General features: G+C 61.6%; 21 protein-coding genes and 2 pseudogenes. 8 read left to right on the top strand and 15 right to left on the bottom strand.

The window, feature by feature from the left end; genetic code table 11:
* From A9975_RS13930 to A9975_RS13905, 6 genes and pseudogenes are all read right to left on the bottom strand, one after another.
* Window positions 1-205: helix-turn-helix domain-containing protein (locus A9975_RS13930; RefSeq protein ID WP_183033298.1), on the bottom strand; the 205-nt coding region annotated here is incomplete at its 3' end.
* Window positions 206-247: 42 nt separating this feature from the next.
* Window positions 248-541 (bottom strand): annotated as a pseudogene (locus A9975_RS13925) (Bug family tripartite tricarboxylate transporter substrate binding protein); the annotation flags it as partial.
* A 47-nt stretch (window positions 542-588) separates the two neighbouring features.
* The gene (locus A9975_RS13920; RefSeq protein WP_183033296.1) at window positions 589-1,389 is read right to left on the bottom strand and encodes an SDR family NAD(P)-dependent oxidoreductase; all 801 of its coding nucleotides are present in this window, start codon (window positions 1,387-1,389) and stop codon (window positions 589-591) included.
* 54 nt (window positions 1,390-1,443) lie between these two features.
* The gene (locus A9975_RS13915; RefSeq protein WP_183033295.1) at window positions 1,444-1,998 is read right to left on the bottom strand and encodes a carboxymuconolactone decarboxylase family protein; all 555 of its coding nucleotides are present in this window, start codon (window positions 1,996-1,998) and stop codon (window positions 1,444-1,446) included.
* 442 nt (window positions 1,999-2,440) lie between these two features.
* Window positions 2,441-3,838, bottom strand: a complete 1,398-nt coding sequence (locus tag A9975_RS13910) for an MmgE/PrpD family protein (RefSeq protein WP_183033294.1) — start codon at window positions 3,836-3,838, stop codon at window positions 2,441-2,443.
* Window positions 3,839-3,844: 6 nt separating this feature from the next.
* A complete protein-coding gene (locus A9975_RS13905) occupies window positions 3,845-4,834 on the bottom strand; it encodes a tripartite tricarboxylate transporter substrate binding protein (protein ID WP_183033293.1) in 990 nt (329 codons plus the stop codon).
* A 213-nt stretch (window positions 4,835-5,047) separates the two neighbouring features.
* Here A9975_RS13905 and A9975_RS13900 point away from each other — a divergent pair, with 213 nt between their 5' ends.
* Window positions 5,048-5,935, top strand: a complete 888-nt coding sequence (locus A9975_RS13900) for a LysR family transcriptional regulator (RefSeq protein ID WP_183033292.1) — start codon at window positions 5,048-5,050, stop codon at window positions 5,933-5,935.
* Here A9975_RS13900 and A9975_RS13895 read toward each other — a convergent pair.
* The 6 genes from A9975_RS13895 to kbl all read right to left on the bottom strand — a co-directional run bounded on the left by A9975_RS13895 (window position 5,928) and on the right by kbl (window position 14,562).
* Window positions 5,928-6,809, bottom strand: coding sequence for an alpha/beta fold hydrolase (locus tag A9975_RS13895; RefSeq protein WP_183033291.1), 882 nt, complete (start codon window positions 6,807-6,809; stop codon window positions 5,928-5,930). The two genes, A9975_RS13900 and A9975_RS13895, sit on opposite strands and share 8 nt — an antisense overlap.
* A gap of 134 nt (window positions 6,810-6,943) precedes the next feature.
* Window positions 6,944-7,912 (bottom strand): tripartite tricarboxylate transporter substrate binding protein, encoded by a 969-nt coding sequence (locus tag A9975_RS13890; protein WP_183033290.1) that lies wholly within the window; start codon window positions 7,910-7,912, stop codon window positions 6,944-6,946.
* Between the two features lie 579 nt (window positions 7,913-8,491).
* A complete protein-coding gene (locus tag A9975_RS13885; RefSeq protein ID WP_183033289.1) occupies window positions 8,492-10,015 on the bottom strand; it encodes a 3-hydroxyacyl-CoA dehydrogenase in 1,524 nt (507 codons plus the stop codon).
* A 484-nt stretch (window positions 10,016-10,499) separates the two neighbouring features.
* The gene (locus A9975_RS13880; RefSeq protein ID WP_183033288.1) at window positions 10,500-11,918 is read right to left on the bottom strand and encodes an amino acid permease; all 1,419 of its coding nucleotides are present in this window, start codon (window positions 11,916-11,918) and stop codon (window positions 10,500-10,502) included.
* 470 nt (window positions 11,919-12,388) lie between these two features.
* Window positions 12,389-13,363, bottom strand: a complete 975-nt coding sequence (locus A9975_RS13875; RefSeq protein WP_183033287.1) for an NAD-dependent epimerase/dehydratase family protein — start codon at window positions 13,361-13,363, stop codon at window positions 12,389-12,391.
* The gene (kbl, locus tag A9975_RS13870; RefSeq protein ID WP_183033286.1) at window positions 13,360-14,562 is read right to left on the bottom strand and encodes a glycine C-acetyltransferase; all 1,203 of its coding nucleotides are present in this window, start codon (window positions 14,560-14,562) and stop codon (window positions 13,360-13,362) included. Before kbl ends, A9975_RS13875 begins: the two co-directional genes overlap by 4 nt.
* A gap of 88 nt (window positions 14,563-14,650) precedes the next feature.
* On the opposite strand from kbl, the gene A9975_RS13865 reads away from it, so the two are divergent.
* From A9975_RS13865 to A9975_RS13855, 3 genes are all read left to right on the top strand, one after another.
* Window positions 14,651-15,247 (top strand): helix-turn-helix domain-containing protein, encoded by a 597-nt coding sequence (locus tag A9975_RS13865; protein ID WP_183033285.1) that lies wholly within the window; start codon window positions 14,651-14,653, stop codon window positions 15,245-15,247.
* A gap of 392 nt (window positions 15,248-15,639) precedes the next feature.
* Window positions 15,640-16,812 (top strand): MFS transporter, encoded by a 1,173-nt coding sequence (locus A9975_RS13860; protein ID WP_183033284.1) that lies wholly within the window; start codon window positions 15,640-15,642, stop codon window positions 16,810-16,812.
* A 99-nt stretch (window positions 16,813-16,911) separates the two neighbouring features.
* Window positions 16,912-17,703, top strand: a complete 792-nt coding sequence (locus A9975_RS13855; protein WP_183033283.1) for a helix-turn-helix transcriptional regulator — start codon at window positions 16,912-16,914, stop codon at window positions 17,701-17,703.
* A gap of 166 nt (window positions 17,704-17,869) precedes the next feature.
* Here A9975_RS13855 and A9975_RS13850 read toward each other — a convergent pair whose 3' ends face one another.
* Entirely contained in the window at window positions 17,870-19,654 is a 1,785-nt protein-coding gene (locus A9975_RS13850; protein ID WP_183033282.1) for an acyl-CoA dehydrogenase, read from the bottom strand.
* 323 nt (window positions 19,655-19,977) lie between these two features.
* On the opposite strand from A9975_RS13850, the gene A9975_RS13845 reads away from it, so the two are divergent.
* Complete coding sequence (locus A9975_RS13845) at window positions 19,978-21,609, top strand: 3-(methylthio)propionyl-CoA ligase (RefSeq protein WP_183033281.1); 1,632 nt, start codon at window positions 19,978-19,980, stop codon at window positions 21,607-21,609.
* Between the two features lie 9 nt (window positions 21,610-21,618).
* Here the strand turns inward: A9975_RS13845 and A9975_RS13840 are convergent, their stop codons facing one another.
* Window positions 21,619-22,590: an AraC family transcriptional regulator gene (locus tag A9975_RS13840; protein ID WP_183033302.1), complete on the bottom strand. Its 972-nt coding sequence runs from the start codon at window positions 22,588-22,590 to the stop codon at window positions 21,619-21,621.
* A 457-nt stretch (window positions 22,591-23,047) separates the two neighbouring features.
* Here A9975_RS13840 and A9975_RS13835 point away from each other — a divergent pair, with 457 nt between their 5' ends.
* The 3 genes and pseudogenes from A9975_RS13835 to A9975_RS38070 all read left to right on the top strand — a co-directional run.
* A complete protein-coding gene (locus tag A9975_RS13835) occupies window positions 23,048-23,227 on the top strand; it encodes a hypothetical protein (RefSeq protein WP_183033280.1) in 180 nt (59 codons plus the stop codon).
* A gap of 77 nt (window positions 23,228-23,304) precedes the next feature.
* Window positions 23,305-25,710, top strand: coding sequence for a phosphoenolpyruvate synthase (gene ppsA / locus A9975_RS13830; protein ID WP_183033279.1), 2,406 nt, complete (start codon window positions 23,305-23,307; stop codon window positions 25,708-25,710).
* Window positions 25,706-25,882 (top strand): annotated as a pseudogene (locus tag A9975_RS38070) (IS4 family transposase); the annotation flags it as partial. The gene ppsA and the pseudogene A9975_RS38070, both read left to right, overlap by 5 nt.
* Before the next feature lie 115 nt (window positions 25,883-25,997).
* Here the strand turns inward: A9975_RS38070 and A9975_RS13825 are convergent.
* Window positions 25,998-26,342, bottom strand: a complete 345-nt coding sequence (locus A9975_RS13825; protein ID WP_183033278.1) for an EF-hand domain-containing protein — start codon at window positions 26,340-26,342, stop codon at window positions 25,998-26,000.
* Window positions 26,343-26,506: the final 164 nt, after the last annotated feature.

Below are 26,506 nucleotides of genomic sequence, written 5' to 3'. Positions count from 1 at the left end.
GTATCGGCTTAGCCAGCAGCGCCGTCTGCCCGCCGTTGGCAAAGTCGGCCAGCCAGCGATAGACGCTGCGCACATTGACACCAAAGGCCGCAGCCACGCTTTCTACCGTCTGGCCTTCGCGAATAGCCTTCACTGCCTGCTGCCGCATTACCTGCAAGGCTTGATGCTCGATCGACCGAGCATCCGAGTTTCGTTTGCATTTCATGAAAGCATTGTCTCACATGACAATACTTTCTAAAAGGTTAGTATAAAGCAGCGTGTAGCCATCGGCCGGCGACTTTGCAACGAATTCCGCGGCGATGTTACCCCCAGCACCGGGGCGATTGTCCACGATGATTTGCTGGCCAAGCCGAGCACTCATGTCCTTCGCAACGACGCGCGCGATGATATCGGTTGGACCGCCTGCCGAGAACGCCACGACGAGTCGAATGGGCTTGTCCGGATAAGTTGCGGCCAATGCAGGCGCCACTACTGCGCCCAGGACGGCGGCGGCCAGCAGGCCGAGCGACTGACGACGCTTCGCGTCGAAACTTGACTTCATTGGCGACTCCTTGAATTCCCTTGCTTCCATTTATCGGATCTACTGCATCAGTCGCAGCGAACGCTCATACCGCCATCGACCACAATCTCGGCACCCGTGACGAACCGAGCTTCATCCGATGCGAGGAACAGAGCGGCATTCGCGGTGTCACGGCCATCGCCCATAAAGCCCAGGGGAATACGAGCTTGCCGCTGCGCAAGCAGCTCATCGACATCGCCGCCGGCACGCTGACCCGCAAGGCGCGCCTCGACCATCGGCGTGTGCATCTGGCCTGGAATGACCGTGTTCACACGAATGTTCTTCTTCGCGTACTCGACAGCGACCACACGTGAGAACTGAATAATGGCGGCCTTGGCCGAGGCATAGCCCACTTGCGCCGCGCCGGTCCAGCGGATGCCGGACGTCGACGCAGTGTTGATGATGGCACCACTGCCTTGCTTCTCCATGCGCGGGAGCACGTGCTTGCAGGTCAGGAAGACGCTCTTCAGGTTAAAGTTGAGCTGACGGTCCCAGTCTTCTTCGCTCAGTTGAACCGGACCACCCTTCGCGGAACCACCAACGTTGTTCACCAGAATGTCCACTCGACCAAAGCGCTCGACGCATGCTTCGACCATTGCAGCGACTGCGGCAGAGTCGGTCACATCGCAGAGATACGATGCAAACTCTCCACCAACGGTGGCCAGGCGGTCCAAGGTCTCCACCATCGGCTCTTGGTTCTTGTCCACCGCGAAAACTCTCGCGCCCTCTTCCGCAAAACGTACAGCAACTGCGCGACCATTACCCCAGCCCGGACCGACACATCCTGCGCCGGTAACGATGACGACTTTTCCTTCCAGACGACCAGCCATTCTGAGTACCTCTATCCGTTTATTAGCAAGCGAAGTTAATATGACCCCAACCACTCAGGCTTTCTGGAGTTCCGGCGCGCTTCCATCGGGAGGAACAACGCCAAACACGTTGATGGTCATGGAGATCAGCGTGTAGTACCCGGCAACACCCACCAGGTCTACGACCATATCTTTGCCAAGGACGTCCAGTGCACGTTGGTAGAGCGCATCAGAAACGTTGCGAGTCGCGTGCAGCTCAGTGATGAAGTCGAATATCACTGCCTCGTCTGGTTGCGAGAAATCCGGCGTCTTGCCAACACGAATTGCTTCGACCACCTCGGGCGACACGCCGGCCTTCAGCGCAATTGGCTTGTGCGCCCACCACTCAAACTCTGACATCCAGGTCCGTGCCATCACCAGGATGGCAAGCTCGGAGAGGCGCTGCGGCAGCGATGAGTTGTAACGGCAATACTGTCCAAGTGCTTGCGCTCGGCTGGCCAAGCCGGCCCGGTGCAGCCACATGGCCAGCGGGCCACGCACTTGCCCCCGGGGGCCGGAAGCGATGGCGTCGTACACCTCGCGTTGTTCGGCCGACAGTTCTTCAGGTTTAAGCGGCTTGAGACGTTCCATGGTGAGCTCGTGATCCGAAGTGAAAATGAACCGGAACACCGCTCCAGGCACTGGCATCGATGGACATCGATGCGCCGCCAGACAAGGCTTGTCTCCGTTTCATTTTTGTTTTGATTGCCGTATTTTGTCGGCCCGAATCGATAGCGTCCAATACATATTTCGGAAGAGACTAATTCTCAAACAGAATAAGTACACCCGTCGACACTTCCTTCGTTGCATCGCACCTGCTTTCCGTGGTCGGCCTTGTCGGCTTGGGACGGGGTCTCGCCCTGGTGCCCGCAACCCTTGCCAAGGCTTCCTTGCCAGAGGTTGCGCTCAGAGAGCTGAACGATGTCTCGGCCGTGGCCGAATACTCTGCGATCTGGCACCCCGAGAACCGATCACCGGTGTTATTGAGGGCATTGAAGGCGCTCGGGGTCCCAGACCTGGACAGCTAAGGAGTTCACTTCCGACGGACCGCCAAAGCAAGAATGTCCTTGACGGGAGCGGCACTCAACTCTCCAAACGCCGCCGTGATCTCCTCTGCGCACTCCGGAGACAACACAGACTCCGTTAGGACCTTGAACTTTGCCCGAATGGCTGCCGCGCGTTCGGGGTTTTCGGCAGAACCGGAAGGATTGGCTTGGTCCGCTCGAACTCGCCTTCCATCCTGCGAATCGAGCTCGACCCATCCGCAGAAGCTTGCCGGATATAGGGCATCAAGTTTAGGATCGCGGACGATTTCGATGGCATTCGCGAGTGCAACGACTTCCGGGTCCGACAGCCGCTGGCCAGCAAACTGGGCAGGCAACACCTTCCCATCGATGAGTGCTACGGCAAGGCTGTAACGTGCACTCATTTGGGCATTCAGCACGCTGCCCGGCTCGTATCGATACCCGCATTGCACGTCCACGACGGTCGGCATACCGACCTTGATACTGCCCTGCCGAGACCATTTATCCCTTAGCTGCAACGCACAGTCCACGTGGGAATGAGCGCTACCGCAGCAAGCATATGGCTTGAAGTTCGTTCGCGGCATGCGCCATTCCCGGCCCAACGCCTTCAAGATTTCGTCCGGACGGGAATCATCCGAGAACGCCTTCAACCAGCCCCCGTCCTCTGCCTCGAAGAGCTTCCCTGGTCCGGTTAGTCCCCGTGCAGCGAGTTCCGCAGCCATTACCCCGGCATGAGAGCCACGGCCGGGATGGAAACGTTTCGAGTCCGACCCATCGCATGAGAATGCAAAGAGACCACCGGATTGCGTGCCTGCCAGCCCCAACGCCCACGCGGTCCGCTGGGCATCGAGTCCTAGCATGACCGCCGACGCAGCTGCCGCTCCGAGGGGCGCGCATACAGCGGTCATGTGCCAACCTTTCATACGGGCAAGCGCTGGCTGCAAGGCGAGGGAGCAGCGGATCATCGTCTCATAACCGACGGCAATGGCTGTCTCCGAGCGCCCAGGCTCCACGTTTTGTTCCTCCGCCAAAGCAAACACTGCCGGCAGCACGACTGCGCCAAGGTGCACCTTCGCGTTGTGGAAGTCATCCAGTTCGTACGCATGCGCCGCAGCGCCATTGACCAGGGCTGCGTCAGCTGCGCGGAAATTGGCAATCGGGCTGCCCCACGCGCTTGCTCCTTTCACACGTGGCCCCTGGCTGCCATCGGCCGCCCAATCTGCGATAGCTCGCGACCAAGGCTGGTCGTGACCGGTCAGGCCCGCGCCAAACGTGTCGAGAGACAGCAATCCGACTGCCTCCCTCACATCCTCCGGCAGATCCTCATTCCTGATGTTCGAAATCCAGGAAGCAAGCGTTGCCGTGATAGCCACACCCGGCTCCTCGTGATGAATGGCAGTAGTCATTTCGTGTCAATCAATCTGAATGTTGGCCGCCTTGACGATGGCGGACACCTTGGTAATGTCGGAACTAATCAAGGCCTTGAACTGCTCGGGTGTGGACTGCACGGGCTCGAATGCCATATCCGCGAATCGAGCCTTCACCGTCGGCTCATGGACAGCCTTGTTGATCTCACGTGAGAGTCGTTGCGCGATTGCTGGAGGAAGGTTCGCCGGCCCCCAGATGCCATACCAGGACAGCAACTCGAAACCTGCTAGCCCGCTCTCCGCTACCGTCGGCACATCGGGAAGTTGCGGAATTCGCTTTCCACTGGTGACGGCAAGGACCTTGAGCCGACCACCCTTCACGAACGGATAGACGCCCGGCATCGGGGAGACGGCGGCAGTAACGTGGCCACCCATTACATCGTTCAACTGTGGGACTGCCCCCTTGTAGGAAACAATTTCCATATCAAGTTTGAACGAGTGGCGTAGCATCTCTTCGGTGAGATGGCTAGTAGTACCTAGGCCAGATGTAGCCCAGGTGTAGGTTCGTGGTTTTGCCTTGGCCAGCTGCACGAGGTCGCGCAGGGAGTTCGCCGGCACATTCGTGTTTGCAACCACCAGGAGCGGCACATGGCCAATCTGGCCGATCGGCGTGTAGTCCTTTACTGCGTCGTACGGTGCATTTTTCGCAACCAGGGGCAGATACACTTGGCTCGACGCGTTGAAGAGCAGCGTGTAACCATCTGAGGGAGCCTTGGCGACAGCTTCAGACCCAATCATCCCCGACGCGCCCGGGCGGTTCTCAATAACGATCGGCTGCCCCATTTGGCGTTGCAGCTGCGCGGCAACCAGCCTCCCGACCGTATCGATGGACCCCCCGGGCGTGTAAGGAATAATCATCTTGATAGGCCGGCTCGGATAGTCCGCAGCGGCATGCGATGGCAGACTAAATGCAATCGACATCGCGCCAACCAAGCCGACGGCCGCCCGTCGCACATTCCATCCATTGACTTTCATGAAGGTCTCCTCCTAAGTGTTCTTGCGCTTCCCGTCGGTTTTGGACCCCGGTTACGCCTGCAAGCCACTTTAAGAATCGCCTTGGCCGTCGTCCAATACTGTTTGGCTCCATGAGTTATAGGGTTGACGAATCAGATGAGCCTCACGTCTTCCCTAGCACCTCGAAGCGGCACTTCGGGCTATCCTTAGGCCACAGAATACAAGGGATGTGGGATGGAACTGCGCCAATTGCTCTACTTCGTCACCGTTGCTGACGAACTCAACTTCAGCAAAGCCGCGGTGCGGCTGCATATGTCTCAGCCTCCGCTATCTCAGCAGATCAAGGCGTTGGAAGACGAGATTGGGGTGGAACTGTTCACACGCAATCGAAGAGAAGTCAGACTGACGGACGCCGGTCGGGCGTTTCAGTCCGACTGTCGCTCAGTTCTGGAGCAGGTGCGGGTTGCGGTATCAACCGCGCGCCGTACGGCCGCGGGCGACATTGGCACGCTCCAGATAGGAATGGTTACCTCGGGAATCTACCACGTGCTTCCGACCATCATGAAGCGCATGCGCGAGAGCTTCCCTGGACTCCATATCGCGGTGACCGACATGGGCTCCGCAGACCAGGTGCATGCAGTGATGCAGGGGAAGCTCGATATTGGCGTCGTTCATTCGGTGCCCACGCGAACGGGGCTCGGCAAAGCACCGATTCTGACTGAGCATTTCTCGATCGTTGTGCCGGAGGGACACGAGTTGACGACGAAGTCGGATTTGTCACTTCGGGACTTGGAAGGCATGCCCCTGGTGGCGTTCTCACGCGACCACGCGCCGGCGCTGTTTGATGCCATGGTCGCATCATGCATTCACGCGGGATTTAGCCCTGCGATTGCGCACACAGCACGAAACCCGCTCACAACCTTTCAGATGGTCAGGCTGGGGCTCGGAGTCGCGCTCGTGCCGCGCTCCTACGCTCATGCAGGGATGCCTGGTGTCGTGTTTCGCGAAATTGGTGAAACAGCTGGACATATCCAACTCTACGCCATCTGGCGCGAGCAAGGACCCGGGGAACTCGTCCGCAAGGTCCTGAGCACGGTGATGAGTGAGCCAATTGTTAGCTGACTGGCGTCACGCCACGCTCTGTCACTTCACTGCGATCCCTGAGGTAGCCGATGATGGCATCAGCCACTTCGCCTAGGCGCTCCGGCAACAGCGCATGAGCAGCATTGCGAATCGTGTGATTCTTGACTCGCTCACCCAGGTATTCGCTGAGGACATTGGCATAGCGCTGAGGCGCGATGACATCAAACTCTGCCTGGACGTTGAAGATTGGCTTGCCACCACCAGCGAAGAAATCATCGACGGGCGTTCGCTTCTGAGCCAAGGTCTGCATCGTCATCAAGTCAGTGTTCCAGCCCGTCAACCAGCTCGTCGGATCATTGCCCGGCGCGAAGAAGACTGCTTTCAGACTTTCAATGCGAACATCGTCCGGAAGGCTTGTGTCTCCGCATTGCTCGATCTTCGCACGAATCTCGGGAGGAATCGGCATTGCATCGACCCCGCGAGGTACCTTTCCCGCAGAACCAGCAAGCAATACCAATGCGCGGACGAGCCGGGGATAGTCACTTGCCACGGTCCGGGCGATCCAGTTTCCGTGGGCGTGACCCACAATCACAACGGGAGCCTGCCCGGAATGCTCGATAACTGCCGCGATATCGCTAGCCCAGTCGTGGAGGGTCTTGTTCTCGATGGGGCCGGTACTTCTGCCATTCCCTCGAGGTTGGGGACAGAGCACGCGATAGCCGGCGTCGACCAACGGCTCAGCAAGCTCAAGCATGTCCGTTGCACCACGTCCTAGCGACGGCAACAGAACCAAGACGGGACCGGCTCCAGCCGCATAGACCTCGATGGAAATCTCCTTGTTGCGACGGACATCGTATCGTTGCACCTGCACAGACAGTTCGGCCTGCGGTGCCTTCTCACAATCAGCTTGCATAACTACCCCTTCGGTTGGACGGCTATGTGACAACTTGCAAAGTCCAGACAACTTTACCGAGAGGGCAACGCAATATCCAATATGAATTCTGACTGAGAGTTATATCGGGCGCGTAGCCGTGCCGCCCTCCTACGTCAATCTGGCTTCACTCCCAGCTTCGTGACAATCCCTGTCCAGGTCGTGACTTCCCGTGCGATCAAGTCGTCAAACTGCTGCTGCGTGCCGCCTGCGGGCGCAGCGCCATCCGCAGAGAACTTCACGGCAGTCTCAGGCATTGCGAGAATGCGATTCACCTCGGCATTCAGACGTTTCACGATGTCTGCTGGCATGCCTTTTGGCCCGATGATCCCATACCAAAGTGCGACGTCGTAGTTGGGCAAACCACTCTCGGCAAGGGTCGGTACATTTGGCAGCGCCTTCATCCGCTGCTTCGAGGTCACTGCATAGGCCCGCAGCTTCCCGGATTTGATGAGAGGTAGCGCGCTTGCACTCGCTGCAAAGTACAGGTCAACTTGCTTGGCAAGCACGTCGTTCAGTGCTGCACCACCGCCCTTATAGGGTACGTGTCGGAGCGGCACCTTCCCATCCGCCCCGAAGCGCTCCCCTGCCAGGTGGATTACGCTACCGGATCCTGAGGACGCAAACGTCAGGCCGCCCGCCTTGTTTTTGGCCAACGCCAGGACCTCGGACACATTTCGCGCCGGAAGGTCTGGGTTCGAGACCAGAATGAGCGGGCCGGCCGACACCTGGGAAATCGGCGTAATGTCACGCGCCGGGTCAAACTTCAACTTATAGAGGCTTGGATTGACCGTGTAGCTAGAGGAAATAAGGGTCACGGTGTATCCATCCGGCTGAGCAGCCAGACCCGCATTTACGCCAATCTGACCTCCCGCGCCGGGCCTATTCTCGACTATCACTGGCTGGCCAAGCGTGCGCGACAGCTTGTCGGCGACATAGCGCCCCACAATGTCGGCACCACCGCCTGGCACGTATGTGACGATCATCCGAATCGGCTTCGTTGGATAGTCAGCGGCGAGCAACGAAGCGGGGGCCACGGATAGCGTCGCAAGAATGGTCGCAACAAGGCCAAGGTTACGGGACATGATGCAGTCTCCAGATTGGTTATTGTGAAAGTATCTGGCATCGGATAATGCCGGACACGAACGGCAATGGCCAATACCGTTTGGGAAACACTATGATTCCGCAGCGGTATCGCAAGGACCACCTCGTATCAGCCCTTCTCTGTTCACTTCCGCTATAAGGCAAAAGGCGAACCGAAATTGCTGTTCGCCATCGTCAGCAAGATTGGATCACTGGAAACTCCTTGAGCCTATCGAGGACGATGGATTGTGTCGCAAGCCCAGCATGGGACCGAACTGGGTCTTTCCTAGGACAAAGCTTGTGGACGTACCTGTCCTGGAGTTGTAGCCAAGTAGGCCGAGTTGAGAGCCAGCCTTGTTTCGTGTGAAGCCGACGTCCAAGTGAGCATCAGTGGGCACGGAGAACACGTAGTTGGCCAACGCTACAAGCATGAGCGGAACGGCACTGAAATGCCGTTCATCGGTGAAGTGTGCAGCCCCGCTGAGGGTTACGGACCCGGCTGGAGAATACCGTAGAGCGGCCCTTCAGCTTTCGCTCAGCCCGAAGTCTGAACTCAGCCCCGACGCGCGCAGGCCTGCGACCTACGCCTCTGTGCTAAGCAGAGACAGGCCCAAGCCGGCGCGGCGCCACAGCCACGGGCTCGGGCGATATCGCATGTCGCCGCTAAGGCGATTCATGTTGCGCAGAACCTCCAGGATCAACTTGGGTCCGATAGTGTCGCCCAGCGCCAGCGGGCCTTTCGGATAGCCAAGGCCCAAGTTCACCGCCAGGTCGATATCGGCTGGCGTGGCGATGCGCTGCTGCGCGATGTCGCTGGCGATGTTCACGATACAGCAGATGATGCGCTGCGCGATAAAGCCGGCCGAATCGCGGATCACGGTCACGGGTACGCCATCGCTGGCGAACAAGCCGTGCGCGGCATCGCGTGCGGCGGCGCTGGTGGCCGGTGTGGTCATCAGCGTGCGGCGCTTGGTGGCTTCAAACGATAGCAGCGTGTCGATGGCGACCACGCGCGCGGCATCGAGTCCTTCCTCGAGCGCGGCGGTGGTGGCGTCCAGACCCAGCGGCGTGACGACGATAAGCGCATCGGCCGACGGCTGCTTGCCGGCTTCAACGGTCACGCCGAGCGAGGTCAGCAGCTTCACGATCATGGCATGGCCGCGCTCGTTGGCGCGGCTCACCCACACACTGGCGGCGCGGGCATCGGGCACCGGCTTCGCGGCGCGCACCTGCTTCTGGCCTTCCGGGTAGGCATAGAAGCCGACGCCGGTCTTGCGGCCGAGCAGGCCGCCCGCGTAACGCAACTGCGTGATCGCCGACGGGCGATAGCGGGCTTCCTGGTAGAACTGGTTGTAGACAGATTCCATCACCGGGTGCGACACGTCGAGCCCGGTCAGGTCCATCAATTCGAACGGACCCATGCGGAAGCCGGCCTGCTCACGCATGATGTTGTCGATGTCGACGAACTCGGCCACGCCTTCCTGCGCGGCCTTCAGGCCCTCGATGTTCATACCGCGGCCGGCATGGTTCACGATGAAGCCCGGCATGTCTTTGCAGCGCACCGGCGTATGGCCCATGCGGCGCGATAGCTCCATCAGCCGGTCGCCCACGACCGGGTTGCCCGAGAGGCCGTCGATGACTTCCACCACCTTCATCATCGGCACCGGGTTGAAGAAGTGATAGCCGACGATGCGACCCGGCTGCCTAGCCCCCACGGCGATGGCCGTGATCGACAGCGACGACGTGTTCGAGGCAATCACCGCGTCTTCACGCAGGATGGCTTCGAGCTTGGCCACGAGATCTCGCTTGATGTCGAGCTTCTCTACGATGGCTTCCACCACCATGTCGCAGCCGGCCAGGTCTTCCAGCGCTATGCAGGCGTTCACGCGTGCCAGCGCAGCCTCGCTGTCGGCGGTGCTGATCTTGCCCTTATCGGCCAGCTTGGCGAACGTTTCATGCAGGTACTGGCGCGCGGCGGCGACGGCCTGCACGTTGGTGTCGAACAGGTAGACGGTCAGGCCCGCCTGCGCGGCGATCTGAGCGATGCCGCGGCCCATGGCGCCGGTGCCAACTATGCCGACAGCCATAATCTTTGCTTGGGTCATGTACTTGCGTCTCCGAGTCCCAAGGCTCGCAAGTGGCCCCGGGCAGTCAATTTCGATGCAAGATTTCGAGAGTTCCCTTTTTTTTTAGGTCCCAGTCCCCACCCGCACACTAGCTGTTCTTATGTCAGGCGTACAAGATCCGGCACGCCTCATGTATCGGAGAGACTACGCGCAAGTTGGCAGCGCTTCACCCTTCAATTTCCACCTGGTGGAACTGTTCAGCTTCACGGGCGCGGCGGGTTGTCCGCGAGAAAGGATCATCTGGCTGCGGTACACAGTGCAATATGAATTCTCACGCCGCACCGACTTTTCTCGCGGGCCAGCAAACAGGCAACGCTGGTAGCCCCCCATGCTTTGAAAATACGGAATTTTTGCCGCGCTGGGGAAGCCCTGACCCTTGCCAGATACCATGAAGACACGAGCGGCACACTTCCGACCGCTGCGCGCCTCCGCGTGAGAGCACTGGCAACGCGCGGGACAGTGGTCAAGCCGACTTTTGGACATGCCCCTCAAGCGGCGCACGCGACTTGGTGAGCCGATAGCCGATGCCGAGCAGGGCGAACCACACGGGTGCCACGTAGAGCGCCACCCGGGGACCCGGATCGAGCGACAGCAGCGCCGCAACCGCGATCATGAAGGCGACCACCAGCCAGTTGGCATAAGGCGCGCCAGGCATGCGAAAGTCCACCGCCTTGACCCGCCCGGCGGCGACTGCCTTGCGATAGCCAAGGTGGGCAATCATGATGATCGACCAGGTCCACAACGAACCGACCAGCGAAATGCTGGTGACCCAGACGAAGACCTGCTCCGGCACGATGTAGTTGAGCAGCACGCCGATGCCCATCAGCACGGCCGAGAACGTGATGGCGGTGGCCGGCACTTGCTTGCTGCTGACCCTGCCGAAGGCGCGCGGCGCCTGGCCAAACTGCGCCAGCGTATACAGCATGCGCCCGGTGCTGAAGATGCCGCTGTTGCAAGATGAGGCTGCCGCCGTGATGACGACCAGATTGACGATCGCGGCCGCCCCCGGAATGCCGATCCTCTCGAACACGTAGACGAAGGGGCTGACGCCGGGCTTCAGTTCATTCCAGGGCACCAGCGCCATCATGACGATCAGCGCGCCAACGTAGAAGATCAGGATGCGCCAGACTACGCCGTTGGTCGCATGCGGCAACACCTTCTCGGGATTCTGCGCCTCCCCCGCGGTGACACCGATCAGTTCCACGCCCTGGTAGGCGAACATGACGATCTGCAAGGTCAGCACTACGCCGAGCGTCCCGAACGGCATGAAACCGCCATGCGTCCACAGGTTCGAGAAGCTGGCCGTCGGGCCAAGCGGTGTCACACCGAAGAAGATGATCGCCAGCCCGATCACGATCATGGCGATGATGGTCACCACCTTGATCAGCGCGAACCAGAATTCCAGTTCGCCGAATACCGCGACCGCGATGCAATTCACCAGGTACAGCACCGCCAGGGTGGCCAGCGCCGGTATCCACTGCGGCACGTCCGGGAACCAGTAGTGCACGTAGACTGCGACCGCGGTGATCTCGGCCATCCCGGTGACCACCCACATGAACCAGTACGACCAGCCGGTGGCGAAGCCGGCAAAGGGGCCGGCAAACTCCTCGGCGTAGGTTGCAAAGGATCCGGTCACCGGGCGGTACAGCAGCAGCTCGCCCAGCGCGCGCATGATGAAAAAGATCGCCACGCCGCCGATGGCATAACTCAGCATCAGTCCCGGGCCGGCGATGGCGATCGCGCGCCCTGCTCCCAGAAACAGTCCGACACCGATGGCGCCGCCGATGGCGATCATCTGGATGTGCCGGTCCTTGAGCCCGCGATGGAGATCCTTCTCCTCGTGGGCACGCTCTTCGTCGAGCAGTTTCCTTACGTCAGTCATATTGATCTCCTCTCAGACCAGCGAACGCTTGTCAGCACCCGCACGGCTCTCACCCGTGAATTGGTTCCGGCGCGCAATGACCTTCCGGATACGGGTTGCCCGGCTTCGCGCCGGTAGCGCGCCAGCATGAACGCTCCGATGTCGATGCCGGCCCTGACGGCCGGAGAGTCGGATTGCTGGATTTGCAGCCGTGATCATGAGTTGTCTCCTCTGGTAATCGTTATTTGGATCGATGCAGCCGGCGCTTCGCGCCTTGTCTATCGCCCGCGCGGCATCGCGCATCGTCCAGACCGCCTTCATTCCCCGACAACGCATCCCAGCGTCCAAAATCGAGGCGATCTTCCATCACAGGGCCTCTGCCCTGTCTATACGTTTCCCGCGCTGCCGTGCAACGACCTTCGCGCAGCCTGCTGTCATGCCGCGAGACTGGCCTGCGCCCCGGGGTCCTGGCTTTGCCTGCTGCGCCAGTCTCAGCTCACGCATTCCAAGGCGCTACCCTGGTCAAGCGTTGCCAGGTTTTTCAGCATGTCGGCCACCATCTCCTTGAGGCCGAATTCAGGTCTCCAGTTCCAATCCCGCCTGGCTACCGAGTCGTCGATGGAGTTTGGCCATCCACCGGCAATTTCCTGACGGAAATCAGGCTCGTACCTGACATCGAACCCCGGGCAATGCCGCCGGATCTCGTTCGCGATATCGCCAGGCGTGAAGCTCAGGCCCGCAAGGTTGTAACTTCCCCGCTCGGAGATGCTGGCGCCAGGCGCCTCCATCAGCTCGATGGTCGCGCGAACGGCGTCCGGCATGTACATCATTGGCAGGGCTTCATCTTTCTCCAGGAAGCAGGTATAGGGTTGCGCCTTGAGCGCCGAATGGAAGATATCGATTGCGTAGTCCGTGGTTCCGCCGCCTGGAGGCGTCTTGTAGGAAATCAATCCTGGATACCGCACGCTCCGGACATCCACGCCATGGTTCTCAAAGTACCAACGGCACCATCCTTCGCCCGCCAGCTTGGAGATGCCGTAGACGGTCTTGGGCTCCATGATGGTGCTTTGGGGCGTGGCGTCCGGCGGCGTTGTCGGGCCGAATGCCGCAATCGAACTGGGCCAGAATACTTTGTCGAGCTTCTGGTGACGCGCAGCCTCCAGCACGTTCAGCAGGCCGTTCATGTTGAGTTGCCACGCCCATGTGGGCGACTTCTCTCCGGTTGCCGACAATGCGGCTGCCAAGTGATAGATCTGGGTGATCCCATGCCGCTCGATGACGTCGCGAAGTTGCGCCCGATCGGTTACGTCGAGCATTTCATGCGTGAGGTGCAGGTGGCGGCCGTGCGGCACCATGTCGCTCGTGACGACATTCTGCTTGCCATAGCGATCGGCCAGCGCCGACGCCAACTCCGTTCCCAATTGGCCGTTGGCGCCAATGATCAGAACCCTGGCTGGCTTTGTCATTGAATGATCCCCAGTTCCTTGCCTGCGATCTCGAACGCCTCCAACGCCTGGTCCAGCTCGGCGCTGTCGTGCAAGGCGCTGATCTGCACGCGGATGCGTGCCTGCCCTCTGGGAACCACGGGATAGAAGAAACCGATGACATAGACGCCCAGCTCCAGCAGACGCCGGGACAGTTGCTGTGCCTTTTCCGCGTCGTACACCATGACGGGAATGATGGGGTGGTCGCCGGGCTTCACGTCGAATCCCAGCGCGCCGAGCTTGCCGCGGAAGTACCGCGCATTGCGCTCGAGCTTGTCTCGCAACGTGGTATCGGCTTCGAGCAGGTCGAGCACCTTGAGTGTCGCGCCCACGATGCACGGCGCCACCGTGTTCGAGAAAAGATAAGGCCGAGAGCGCTGGCGCAGCAATGCCACGACTTCCTTTCGCCCACTCGTAAAGCCACCCGAGGCGCCGCCTAGCGCTTTGCCGAGCGTTCCGGTGATGATATCGACCTTGCCGAAGATCCCACGGTGTTCGTGAGAGCCGCGGCCACGCTGCCCGAGGAAGCCGGTGGCATGGCACTCGTCAATCCCGAGGAGCGCCCCGAACTCGTCGCAGATCTCGCGGATCTCGTCGAGCCGGGCAATCGTGCCATCCATCGAGAATACGCCATCGGTAAAGACGAGCTTGAAACGTGCGCCTGCGGCATCGGCCGCCTTCAACTGCTCGCGAAGATCCTCAAGGTCATTGTTCTTGTAGCGGAAGCGCTTGGCTTTACAGAGTCGGATGCCATCGATGATGGACGCGTGGTTCAGTTCGTCGCTGATGACAGCGTCGTCCGGACCAAGGAGCGTCTCGAACAGGCCCCCGTTTGCATCGAAGGCCGAGCCGTAGAGGATCGTGTCTTCTGTGCCGAGAAAGCTCGCGAGACGCGCCTCGAGCGACTTGTGCAGATCTTGCGTACCACAAATGAATCGAACGGAGCTTAAGCCAAAACCACGCTCGCCGAGCGCGCGATGCGCAGCCTCCACGACCTCCGGATGAGACGAGAGACCCAGGTAATTGTTGGCGCACAGGTTGATGACTTCCTTCCCATCGGTAGTCCTGATAAGGCTGCCCTGGGGAGAGGCGATGACACGCTCGGTCTTGAACAGACCGGCTTGTTCAATGGACTCGAGCTCCTGGCGGATGGCTGCGTAGAATGCGTCTGTTGTCGGCACAGCGGTGCTCCTGTAAACTGAAGGTGATCGATAAACCGAACATGTTCTGTATATCGAACGTTTTGTTCAATTTACAGGACTTCATTTCATGACACAAGTCCCCCCGACGGAGCCGTTCGCAGAAGGCCCCCCTGTCATTGGAGCCAGGCTGCAATTGCTTCGCCAGGCACGCAAGCTCTCTCTCGACGAGCTTTCCCGGCGTGCTGGCGTATCCAAATCGATGCTTTCGCAGGTTGAGCGGAATCTTGCCAATCCCACGGTAGCGGTCTTGTGGCGATTGGCGAACGCCTTGGGCATTGGCCTGGCCGAGTTCCTTTCCGGCGGGCAGGCCGACAAGCCGGCACCAACCGTGACGGTCATTCCTGCTCACTCGATCCCGGTGATCAGAAGCCCGGATGGCAAATGCGAGTTGAAGATTCTCGGCCCGGTGGACCTTGCAAGCCGGGTGGAATGGTATGAACTGTCGATCCATCCCGGCGGCGTACTCGCATCCGAGCCGCATGAAAGTGGTTCGAAAGAACATCTGTCAGTCATGAGCGGCTGCGTCACCGTTCAATCCGGCCCCAGTGAGAAGAAAGTCCGGCACGGCGAGTCCGCGCGCTATCCGGCGGATGTTCAGCATGCCATTTCGAACCCTGGAAAAACCATGGTCACGGCATTGCTGGTCGTTGAGTACGCCCAATGACAGCCGTTCATCGGAAGTCGACAGGATTACGCTCGCACTGCAACACGAGCGCGGATATCCGCTTCTTCTAAGCCATGTCCCGCGCGCACAAAAGCGCCGATACCCTCGTCGGAACTGGTAACGGATGCCGATGCGCAAAGGGCGGTCCGTACGTCCTGCCGCCGGACGTCTTACTCTCGGTAAGTTAACAATGCCGGTTCGACGCCGACAAATTTTGCCCCAACCTACTGCGGCAAAGCCCTTTTGTCTATTTCGCGACGAATCTTGTGGTTTCCGCGCGAGATCAATTTCCGGGGGCTGTCTACGATCTTCCATTCAAACGTCAAGGAGGATCCAGACATGCCATTATTCGCCCCCTCGCCACGCCGCGCCTCCCACACGGGAGACGCCGCATGAACAAGAAGCGGCTCGGACTGCTCACCGGCACACACGCGGTCAACGATCTCTATCAGGGGCTGGTGCCGGCCCTGCTGCCCTTCATGGTGCTGGAGCGCGGCTACAGCTACGCGGCCGTGAGCGGCCTGATGCTGGCAGCCACCGGCCTTTCCAGCGTGGTGCAGCCCCTGTTCGGCGCCTATGCCGACCGCGCGCACCGCGGCTGGCTGGTGCCCACCGGCTTCCTGGTGGCCGCGCTCGGCGTAGTGCTGGCCGGCATGGCGTCCACCTATTTCGCCACCTGGGTGGCCATCGCGCTGAGCGGCCTCGGCATCGCCGCCTATCATCCGCCGGCCACAGTGGCCGCCCGCGCTGCCGGCGGCACCTCGCAAAAAGCAATGAGCGTGTTCTCCGTGGGAGGCACCGTCGGTGCGTCGTTCGCGCCTCTGCTGGCCGCCCTCGCGGTTGGGGGCGGCGCGCTGGCGCGCAGCTACCTGCTGGGCATCCCGGCCGTGCTGATGGCCGTGCTGTGGCTGGTCGCGTCGGAGCGTCCGGCGGCCGTGCCCGGCGCAGCCGCGGCCAGGCGTTCGCAGGCGGCGCCGGTGCCCAATCACTGGCGCGCCTTCGGACTGCTGGTAGCTACCATCATCTGCTGGTCGATTCCCTATGTCACGGTGCTGTCGATGCTATCGCTCCATATGACGCGCGATCTCGGTGGCAGCGCCTTTCTCGGCGGCGCGGTGCTGACCGCGTTCACGGCGTCCGGCGCGGTGGGCACGCTGCTGGGCGGCTGGCTTGGCGACCGCTGCGGCCGCATGACCGCGATCCGTGCCGGCTATGTACTGATGCTGCCCATGCTGGCCGGGCTGGTGCTCGTGCAGAGCGCGCCGCTGGCGCTGGTGTTCACGGTCTTGCTGGGCGTTGCCATGTTCCTGCCGTTCACGGCGCAGGTCACGCTGGCACAGGACTACCTGCCGCGCAACCCTGCCATGGCCAGCGGCATCACGCTGGGCCTGGCGCTGTCGGTAGGCGGCATGGCATCGCCGCTGTTCGGCCTGCTGTCCGACGCGCGCGGCCTTGCCTTCACGCTGGCCACCGTGCTCGGCGTGCTGTGCGTGGCCAGCGCGCTTGCCCTGCGCCTGCGCGACCGCGCCCCGCGCATCGACGAGCAGGGCCTTGCCGTCGCCTAGCCTGCGGTAGGGTGGCGCCGCCTGCCGCCAGCCAATGGGCGGCGGGCGGGCTACACTGGCGCGCACGATGACGCTTTCACCGAACCACAGATCCGCCTCATGAAGACCCTGACCGACGCCGCCCTCCAGCAATCGCTGCAGACGCCCCGGCCGATCGTGGTGGTGGCCAACGACCAACCGGACGGCTCCGAGCTGGCCGAGCACTGGCACCAGCACGGACAACTGATCCATGCCATCTCCGGTGTGATGATTGTGCGCACCGCGCGCGGCGAATGGGTGGTCCCGATCGGGCGCGCGGTGTGGGTGCCGCCGCAGCTCAGGCACCGCATCGGCGCCGTCGGCGATGTGCGCATGCGCACGGTCTTCGTGGCCGGCGACGCCTGCGCGGCCATGCCGCAGGATTGCCGCGCCATCGAAGTCAGCCTGCTGCTGCGCGAACTCATCCTGCATGCGGTACGGATCCCGGCCAGCTATGCGCCGGAAGGGCGCGACCAGCGCATCATGGCACTGATCCTGGACGAAATCCGGGCGGCACCCGTGCTCTCCCTGCACCTGCCGATGCCGCAGCACGCCCGCGCCGCGCAGCTGTGCGCACGCCTGATCCACAGCCCCGCCCAGGCGGCCACCCTGACCGGCTGGGCGGCGGAGCTGCATATGAACGAGCGCACCTTCGCGCGCTTGTTCAAGCGCGAGACCGGATTGACCTTCGGCGCCTGGTGCCGCCACACGCGACTGCTGCTCAGCCTGCCCAGGCTGGCGCAGGGCGACGCCATCCTCGAGGTGGCGCTGGATCACGGCTACGACAGCCCCAGCGCGTTCGCGGCGGTTTTTCGCAAGACCTTCGGCGTCAGCCCGAGCGCGTACTTCCGCAAGGCCGAAGCACCGGACTGACATGGCGCCCTGGCGTGAGTGACGACACGGGGCGGCGGCGCACTCGGTGCCTTCTTAAGCGACCGCCCCATCAACGTGACGGTGCCAGAGGGAGTCAACACTGTCATCATTTCAATCGGCGTTGGCGCAACTTGCCGGCTTCGGCAAGCTGCGCCAACGTGCGACCTCAGAACTGCGCTTCGCTCAACGCATTGACCGGCACCGCGCCCGTCACGATGGCATCGCGCAAACCCGATGCCTGCGACAGGATGTGCTCCGCGAAGAAATGCGCCGTCGAGATCTTGGCGTCGTGGAAGGACGGATCCTCGCCACGCTTCGCATCCGCCGCGAGCATCGCGCGGCCAAGCTGCCAGCCCGAAAACACGATGCCGCAGAGCTTCAGGTAAGGCACGCTGCCGGCAAACACGGCATTCGGGTCCGACTTGGCATTGGCCACGACGAACGCCACGACGGTCTCCAGCGCGGCGCGCCCCTTGGCCAGTTGCGCCTGCACCGCGGTGAAGGCCGCGCCACCATGCTTGCCCAGCGCCGCCTCGGTCTCGGCGATCTGCGCGCAGATCGCACGGGCCACCGCGCCACCGTCGCGCAGCGTCTTGCGGCCGACGAGGTCGTTCGCCTGGATCGCGGTCGTGCCTTCGTAGATCGGCAGGATGCGGGCATCGCGATAATGCTGGGCCGCGCCGGTCTCCTCGATGAAGCCCATGCCGCCATGGACCTGCACGCCCAGGCTGGTCACATCGATCGACAATTCGGTGCTCCAGCCCTTGACGATGGGCACCATGAACTCATAGAACGCCTGGCTTTGCTTGCGCACCGCGTCGTCGGCATGCTGGTGCGCCGTGTCGCACGCGGCCGCGGCCACATACGCTACCGCGCGCGCACCTTCGATCAGCGAGCGCATGGTCATCAGCATGCGCTTGACGTCCGGGTGATGGATGATGGTCACAGCCTCGCGTGCGGAGCCATCGACCGGACGGCTTTGCACGCGCTCGCGGGCAAAATTCACCGCCTGCTGGTAAGCCCGCTCCGACACGGCGATGCCTTGCATGCCGACCGAGAAGCGCGCCGAGTTCATCATGATGAACATGTATTCCAGGCCGCGGTTTTCCTCGCCGACCAGCGTGCCGATGGCGCCACCGTGATCGCCGAACTGCAGCACGGCCGTGGGGCTGGCCTTGATGCCCAGCTTGTGCTCGATCGACACGCAGTGCGCATCATTGCGCGCGCCCAGCGAGCCGTCCGCATTCACCAGGAACTTGGGCACGATGAACAGCGAGATGCCCTTGACGCCCTCGGGTGCCGTGGGCGTGCGCGCGAGAACGAGATGGACGATGTTCTGCGCCATGTCGTGCTCACCGTAGGTGATGAAGATCTTGGTGCCGAACACCTTGTAGGTACCGTCACCCTGCGGCTCGGCGCGCGTGCGCACGGCCGCCAGGTCCGAGCCGGCCTGCGGCTCGGTCAGGTTCATGGTGCCGGTCCATTCGCCGGAGATCAGCTTGGGCAGGAAGGTGGCCTTCTGCGCGTCGCTGCCTGCGGTCAGCAGGGCTTCGATGGCGCCGTCTGTCAGCAGCGGGCACAGCGCGAACGACAGGTTCGCCGTGTTCAGCATCTCGTTGCAGGCGGTGGCGATCAACTTGGGTAAGCCCTGGCCGCCAAATTCCTGCGGATGCAGCACGCCCTGCCAGCCACCTTCGCCAAACTGGCGGAACGCGTCCTTGAAACCGGGCGTGGTGGTAACCACGCCGTCCTTCCAGCTGCTGGGATCGGTGTCGCCAACGCGATTGAGCGGCGCCACCACTTGTTCGTTGAATTTGGCCGCCTCGTCGAGCACCGCCTGCGCCGTCTCCGGCGTGGCGTCCTCGAAGCCGGGCAGCTTGCTGACTGCGTCAAGATCAGCCAGTTCGTTCATCACGAACAACATGTCCTTGAGCGGGGCACGGTAGGTCATTTTTTGGGGACTCCATTTTGGGGACAGGGCGCGGTGCATCTGGCCGGATGCCGGCACCGCATGGTCTGGGTACCGGATCGTAGCGCCCGCCGCGTCATGCGGGAATAACCAAACCTGCCCATTCATTGACAAAACCTGCCGCTTTGCGTCGCGCTGGCCGCTGGCCATGCACCCCGGTTCGATTGGCCGGATTTGTCACTAGTTCGGCCATTCCTGTCAGTGCCGGAGATGACGGGCACATCTAGAATGCCTCGCAGCCGGCGTCGCCATGACCGATGAATGCAACCGGCATAACGACAAACCGCCTGTCAGGAGACAAGACTATGGACCTGTTCGGTCAGATGATGTACGCGCCTTTGCAATTGTCCGCGTTGCTGGAGCAGGCGGCGCGGCACTCCGGCACGGTAGAAATCGTATCCCGGCGCGTCGAGGGCGACATTCACCGCTATACCTACGGGGACTGCCATGTCCGCGCCATGCAACTGGCCAATGCACTGACGGGCCGCGGCATCGTGGCGGGAGACCGCGTCGGCACGCTGGCGTGGAACGGCTATCGCCATATGGAGCTGTACTATGGCGTGACCGGCATTGGCGCGGTTTGTCATACCATCAACCCCCGCCTGTTCCCCGAACAGATCGCTTACATCATCAATCATGCCCGCGACCGCGTGGTCTGCTTCGATGCCTCGTTCCTGGGCCTGGTCGAGCAGATCGCGCCGCAATGTCCTCATGTCGAGTCATGGGTCATGCTGTGCGACGCCACCAGCCTGCCGCAAGCACCGGCGCTGCCGCTCGAAAGCTACGAGGCCTTGATCGGCGGGCAGCCCGGCCATTTCGACTGGCCCCGCCTGGATGAGCAACTGGCGGCGGTGCTTTGCTACACCTCCGGCACCACCGGCAACCCGAAGGGCGTCTTGTACTCGCACCGTTCGCTTTGCCTGATGGCCTATGCCTCGGCGCTGCCGGACGCGCTTTGCCTGCGTGCGTCGGACTCCGTGGTGCCTGTCGTGCCGATGTTCCACGTCAATGCCTGGGGGCTGCCGTTCTCCGCGGCGCTGGTCGGGGCGAAACTGGTGCTGCCGGGTCCAGCGCTCGACGGCGCGTCCCTGTCGGCGTTGTTCGACCAGGAAGGCGTGACGGTGTCGGCCGGCGTGCCCACGGTCTGGCTCGGCCTGGCCGACCATATGCGTCGCACGGGCAAGCGCTGCAACAGCCTGGAGCGTGTCATCGTGGGCGGCGCGGCATGCCCGCCGCAACTGGCCAAGGCGCTGGGCGAACTGGGCATCAAGTCGGTACACGCCTGGGGCATGACCGAGCTGTCGCCGGTTGGCACCGTGTTTTCGCCCTCGCAGGGCTTCGCGCAAAAGCCGGAGCAGGAGCGCGCGCAGCTCGAGGCCAAGCAAGGCAGGGTCGTGCCGGGTGTCGAGATGAAGATCGTCGATGCCGATGGTGCCGAGTTGCCGCGGGACGGACGCTCGGCGGGCGACCTGATGGTGCGCGGCCATTGGGTCGTGGAGCGCTACTTCGGCATGGAGGAAACCTGCCTGGAGAATGATGGCTGGTTCGCCACCGGCGATGTCGCCACGATCGACGCCGACGGCTATATGCAGATCACGGATCGCAGCAAGGATGTGATCAAATCCGGCGGCGAATGGATCTCCTCGATCGAACTGGAAGGCATTGCCGTTGCGCATCCGGAGATCGAACTGGCGGCCTGTATCGCCTGTGCTCATCCCAAGTGGGACGAACGACCCCTGCTGGTCGCGGTAAGGCGCGCCGGCAGCACGCTCGATGCGCAACAACTACTGGCCTTCTATGAAGGCAAGGTGGCCAAGTGGTGGATCCCGGACGATGTGATGTTCGTGCCGGAACTGCCGCTGACCGCGACCGGCAAGCTGCATAAGCTGATGCTCAGGCAGCGTTTCGGCACCCATTACAGCGGTGCCGCCGCCTAGCCGGGCCGCTCAGGCCATGCCGCGGTACGCCTTGGGGGTGCTGCCGGTCCAGTGCCGGAAGGCGCGGTGGAACGCGGTCGGGTTGTCAAAGCCGACGTCATAAGCGATTGCCGCGATGGCGTCGGGCGAACGCGTGAGCCGCTGGATCGCGATATCGCGCCGCACGTCGTCCTTGATCGCTTGGAACGTCGTGCCTTCGTCCGCAAGCCGGCGGCAAAGCGTGCGCACGGAATAGTGCAGGTCCTGGGCAACCACTTCCAGCGTCGGCATGGCGGGAAGGCGATCGGCGAGGAATTGCCTGACCCGGTGGCAAACCATCTGGTCGGCAAAGGAGACGAAGATCCAGTCTTCCGGAGCGCGCGCCAGGAATCTCTGCAGGTCGGCCTTGCGTTGCCGCACAGGCATATCAAGGTAAGCCGCCTCGAAGCGCATGCGTGTCTGCGCGCTACCGAACTGAACCGGCCCCGGGAAGAGAAAGAGGTAGTCCGTTGCGTGCGCGGGACGCGCAAAATCGAACTCCGCCGCGATCAGCGGGATCCGCTTCCCAACCAGCCATGAGGCAATGCCGTGCACCAGCTTCATGATAAGTTCGCGGCCGAGTTCGGTCACGCTGGGGCCCGCCGGATCCGCCACCATGGCAACCCAACCGCCTTCGCCGTCGCGGCCCGAATCCAGCCGGAAATCATCCAGGATCAGGTGGAAGAACTGGCCGAACCGGTGCAGCGCGACCTCCAGCCGCGGGGCGTCAAGCAGGCTCAGGCACAGGTATTTCAGCGTGCCGTTGCGCAAGGGGCGGCTGAAGATGCCCGGCATTTCGTCGTCCAGTTCGGTCGCGAGCAGGCGGTAGAGCGTGGAGAACTGCTCCTCGGTCACGCGGGAGCCAGGGCGGCGCAGCAAGCCGTGGGGGATGCCGGAGCACTCCGCCAGCCGCTCAATGGCGGCGGGATCGGCGCCCGACAGGAAGCCGTTGACCAGCGAAATGGGAACCGTGCCAGAAATATGACTCAAGGGTACGTCGACGTGCGGACCGCAACGTCATTTCCGGTGTGATCAGGGGGTACTGATTTTGTCATAAGCTGGACTGGCCCGTCACTTTTTTGGCTTTCCGGCGACGAGCGCGTTGTCACAGTAAGGGAGCAAGGCAAGCAGCAGCGCCCCTGGAGTGCAGTTGGCTTATGCTGCCAGTGATCTTCGTACGGTGCCGCTTGCCGCTTGCGCTGGATCAAGCCGTGCCGCCGTTTCGCCACTACTGTGAAGGTAGGCTGTCATGCCGGAGCTGACCCGCCTAAGGTGCTCGTTGCAGCGCTCCATAGTGGCTCCGCCGCGATGCGCAAGCGCAGCAGCAGAGTGCGAACGTGGATGAGATTGACCGTACGCCACGCCAAAATGCGCGCAGTGAGTTTGCTGCACCATCCATAAATACCCGCAAGGAGTAGCCATGACCGCTGAAGCTGTGAAGAAGCTATGGGAGGAGTTCGACGATCTCGCATCCAAAAGCGAGAATGAGGATATTCAATTTCTAATCAGAGCGATAAAACTGCACGCGGAAGTGATGAACTCGCATTTCAGCGCTCTCGAGGCGATTGCGAGTAAATCGGCCAAGCATCCAACGAAGTAAATCGGGCGCTCGGACCTGTGGTCCGAGCGCCTTCGATTTCGGGGCAATATCACTACCCCGCCGCGAAGGAGCTGCACATGGTCAACGACACATCACACGTTCTCTGGTTCGAGGAACTGCGACGCACCGACGTTGCGCGCGTCGGCGGCAAGAACGCGTCACTTGGCGAGATGGTGGCCAAGCTCGCGAGCCGAGGCGTCAATGTCCCACCGGGCTTTGCACTCACAGCCGACGCTTACTGGCGCTTCATCGACGCGAACGGGTTGCAACAGACGATCTCCTTGGTGCTCCGCGAATTCGGTGACGCCAAGCTTCCCCTGGCCGAGGCGGGGCTGACTATCCGCCGGGCCATGCTTCGCGGCGAATGGCCAAAGGAGACCGCCGAAGCTATTCGGCTCGCTTACGAGGAGTTGAACCGGCGAGCGGGACGGGTCAACATGGACGTCGCAGTGCGATCAAGCGCGACAGCCGAAGATCTGCCGGACGCGAGCTTCGCCGGGCAGCAGGAAACTTATCTCAACATCCGGGGCGAGCGTGCGTTGCTTGATGCCTGCCGGCGCTGTTACGCGTCGCTTTTCACAGACCGGGCGATCAGCTACCGCCAGGCGAAGGGCTTCGATCATCTCAAGGTCGCACTGTCGGTCGGTGTGCAATGTATGGTGCGATCTGACCTTGGTGGTGCCGGTGTCATGTTCTCCATCGACACGGAGACCGGCTTTGACAAGTCTGTCCTGATCAACGCGGCCTGGGGACTCGGCGAGAACGTGGTTCAGGGTGCGGTCGATCCCGACGAATATGAGGTATTCAAACCGCTTCTGTCGGAGCTATCGTTATCGCCTATCGTCGGGAAGAAGCTAGGCGATAAAGGTCTCAAGATGATCTACACAAACGAGAGTGACCGCCCGACAAAGAACGTCCCGACATCGAAAGCGGAGCGCGCGGCCTTCGTTCTGAGTGACCAGGAGATCCTGACCTTGTCGCGATGGGCCTGTGTGATCGAGCAGCACTACGGCCAGCCGATGGATATCGAATGGGCAAAAGATGGCCAATCCAATGAGGTGTTCATCGTGCAGGCCCGGCCGGAAACGGTCGAGTCGCGTCGCGAAGCCAGCGCAGTCAAGACCTGGCGCATCAAGAAGGCAGGCCGCATGCTCGTATCCGGTGTAAGCATCGGCGAAGCCATAGCGACTGGCAAGGTCTGTTTCATCGAAAGCCCACGTGACATGGGGCGCTTCGTCGACGGCGCCATCCTCGTCACTCAGACCACGGACCCCGATTGGGTGCCTGTCATGAGGCGCGCCGCGGCCATCGTCACCGACGAGGGCGGCCGCACATCACACGCCGCGATTGTCAGCCGCGAACTTGGCCTTCCGGCCATCGTCGGCGCAGGCAATGCGACCCATCTGCTGCACGACGAACAGGTAGTGACTGTGTCCTGCGCAGACGGCCGCGAAGGATTCGTCTACGAAGGCATCGCCGACTTTGAGGTCGAGGAGATCGATTTCGACAATATCCCGACGACGCGCACCAAGGTCATGCTGAACCTCGCCAATCCGGCAGCAGCGTTTCGCTGGTGGCGGATCCCGGCGGATGGCGTCGGGCTCGCACGAATGGAATTCGTAGTGAGCAACCATATAAGGATCCATCCAATGGCACTCGTGCGCTACGACGCGCTCAGGGACGAGGAGGCAAAGCGGACCATCTCGGCGTTGACGGCGGGGTACGAAGACCGGACGGAGTATTTCGTCGATCGTCTCGCACGAGGGTTGGGACGAATCGCTGCTGTCCAGTACCCCCATCCTGTTGTCGTTCGCATGAGCGACTTCAAGACCAACGAATACGCCCATCTGATCGGCGGGGCGGAGTTTGAGCCGAAGGAGGAGAACCCCATGCTCGGATTCCGGGGTGCCTCGCGGTACTACTCTCCCCGCTACCGGGAGGGCTTCGCGCTCGAATGCCGGGCCATTTGCCGTCTGCGCAACGAGATGGGCTTCAGCAATGTCATCGTCATGATTCCGTTCTGCCGCTCAACAAAAGAGGCGGACCGCGTGCTGGAGGTTCTGGCCGAAAACGGTATCCGGCGCGGCGAAGCGGGCCTTAAGATCTACGTAATGTGCGAAATCCCGTCGAACGTGATTCTGGCGAAGGCCTTCGCGCACCGCTTCGACGGCTTTTCGATTGGCAGCAACGATCTGACGCAGCTGACACTGGGCGTTGACCGCGACTCAGCCGACCTTGCGGGACTTTTCGATGAGCAGGACGATGCTGTCAAGTGGATGATCCAGAGCGTCATCACGGAGGCGCACAAGGCCGGCGCCGAAGTCGGTTTGTGCGGACAGGCGCCGAGCGACCACCCTGAGTTTGCCGTCTTCCTTGTCGAATGCGGCATTGATTCCATGTCAGTGAGTCCCGACAGCTTCATCGCGGTCAAGCGCCGCGTGGCCGCTGCGGAGGAGGCCGCGCTGAAGGCCCCGGTTATATAGGCGCCGCTGTGAGGTAAAACTGTTCTTTCACGTGCTGAAACACGGCTGCCGGGTCAAAGCGCTGCAACTGGCGTCAATAGAGCGTCTCGAACACGTGCTGGCATTGTTCATGGTGGTGGCCTGGCGCATCGCTCGGTTGATGCGACTGGGTCGAGCTCATTGCGATATAGACCATGGCCTCGGACACATCAGGACGCCACCCAGAACATCCGAACCGGTCGAATATTGGAGCGTAGGCTACCCCATTCCGAGCCCTGGGCGAGTTCGGTCGCCATAGCAGAGAGGGCTCAGTTCCAAATGGGATCTTCCTTCTGCATCTTTTCCTTGGTCTTCATCTCCCAGTAGGCGCCGATCTGACGTTCTGTTACGTAGCCCCGCTTCCTGACATCGATCTGGTTAAAGTGCTTGTAAACCTGCGGCATACCCGCCTTGGCTTCTTCGCGGCTTAATTTGCCGTCATGGTTGATGTCGGCCGCCTTGAAATGTTCGGCAATGATGGCCTTGGCTTCCGCAGTGGTCGGCGGCGCAGTCGGAATCTGGTTCGATTCGGCTCCTGGTTGGGCACTCGCACCCGTAAAGGCAAGCGCCATCACAACGGTTAAACCAACTGCGGGCAATTTACGCACGATCATTTCCGTCTCCTCCAGCATTTTTAGCTCCGCATTGCCTTTTTACGAAAAATGCCGGGGCAAATGAAAATCCCCGCAAGCCAATGCTCACAGTGCATTCTAGGCACTCAAGGCCCGCTTACCAACACCTTTGTGCGACGGGTTGGGCGAGGTGACCTGTGGGACAA

Origin of the sequence: Cupriavidus sp. UME77 (assembly GCF_014170355.1) — a bacterium.
GTDB classification, from domain to species: Bacteria; Pseudomonadota; Gammaproteobacteria; order Burkholderiales; family Burkholderiaceae; genus Cupriavidus; species Cupriavidus basilensis.
The sequence above is the reverse complement of the archived record's forward strand: the minus strand, read 5'-3'. Positions and strand labels throughout refer to the sequence as shown.

Coding starts and splice junctions, on each gene's coding strand:
- A9975_RS13910 (WP_183033294.1), bottom strand. CDS start 3,838: ATGACTACTGCCATTCATCACGAGGAGCCGGGTGTGGCTATCACGGCA.
- A9975_RS13920 (WP_183033296.1), bottom strand. CDS start 1,389: ATGGCTGGTCGTCTGGAAGGAAAAGTCGTCATCGTTACCGGCGCAGGA.
- ppsA (WP_183033279.1), top strand. CDS start 23,305: ATGGTCAACGACACATCACACGTTCTCTGGTTCGAGGAACTGCGACGC.
- A9975_RS13835 (WP_183033280.1), top strand. CDS start 23,048: ATGACCGCTGAAGCTGTGAAGAAGCTATGGGAGGAGTTCGACGATCTC.
- A9975_RS13860 (WP_183033284.1), top strand. CDS start 15,640: ATGAACAAGAAGCGGCTCGGACTGCTCACCGGCACACACGCGGTCAAC.
- A9975_RS13915 (WP_183033295.1), bottom strand. CDS start 1,998: ATGGAACGTCTCAAGCCGCTTAAACCTGAAGAACTGTCGGCCGAACAA.
- A9975_RS13855 (WP_183033283.1), top strand. CDS start 16,912: ATGAAGACCCTGACCGACGCCGCCCTCCAGCAATCGCTGCAGACGCCC.
- A9975_RS13845 (WP_183033281.1), top strand. CDS start 19,978: ATGGACCTGTTCGGTCAGATGATGTACGCGCCTTTGCAATTGTCCGCG.
- A9975_RS13885 (WP_183033289.1), bottom strand. CDS start 10,015: ATGACCCAAGCAAAGATTATGGCTGTCGGCATAGTTGGCACCGGCGCC.
- A9975_RS13905 (WP_183033293.1), bottom strand. CDS start 4,834: ATGAAAGTCAATGGATGGAATGTGCGACGGGCGGCCGTCGGCTTGGTT.
- A9975_RS13900 (WP_183033292.1), top strand. CDS start 5,048: ATGGAACTGCGCCAATTGCTCTACTTCGTCACCGTTGCTGACGAACTC.
- A9975_RS13880 (WP_183033288.1), bottom strand. CDS start 11,918: ATGACTGACGTAAGGAAACTGCTCGACGAAGAGCGTGCCCACGAGGAG.
- A9975_RS13875 (WP_183033287.1), bottom strand. CDS start 13,363: ATGACAAAGCCAGCCAGGGTTCTGATCATTGGCGCCAACGGCCAATTG.
- A9975_RS13850 (WP_183033282.1), bottom strand. CDS start 19,654: ATGACCTACCGTGCCCCGCTCAAGGACATGTTGTTCGTGATGAACGAA.
- A9975_RS13825 (WP_183033278.1), bottom strand. CDS start 26,342: ATGATCGTGCGTAAATTGCCCGCAGTTGGTTTAACCGTTGTGATGGCG.
- A9975_RS13865 (WP_183033285.1), top strand. CDS start 14,651: ATGACACAAGTCCCCCCGACGGAGCCGTTCGCAGAAGGCCCCCCTGTC.
- A9975_RS13895 (WP_183033291.1), bottom strand. CDS start 6,809: ATGCAAGCTGATTGTGAGAAGGCACCGCAGGCCGAACTGTCTGTGCAG.
- A9975_RS13890 (WP_183033290.1), bottom strand. CDS start 7,912: ATGTCCCGTAACCTTGGCCTTGTTGCGACCATTCTTGCGACGCTATCC.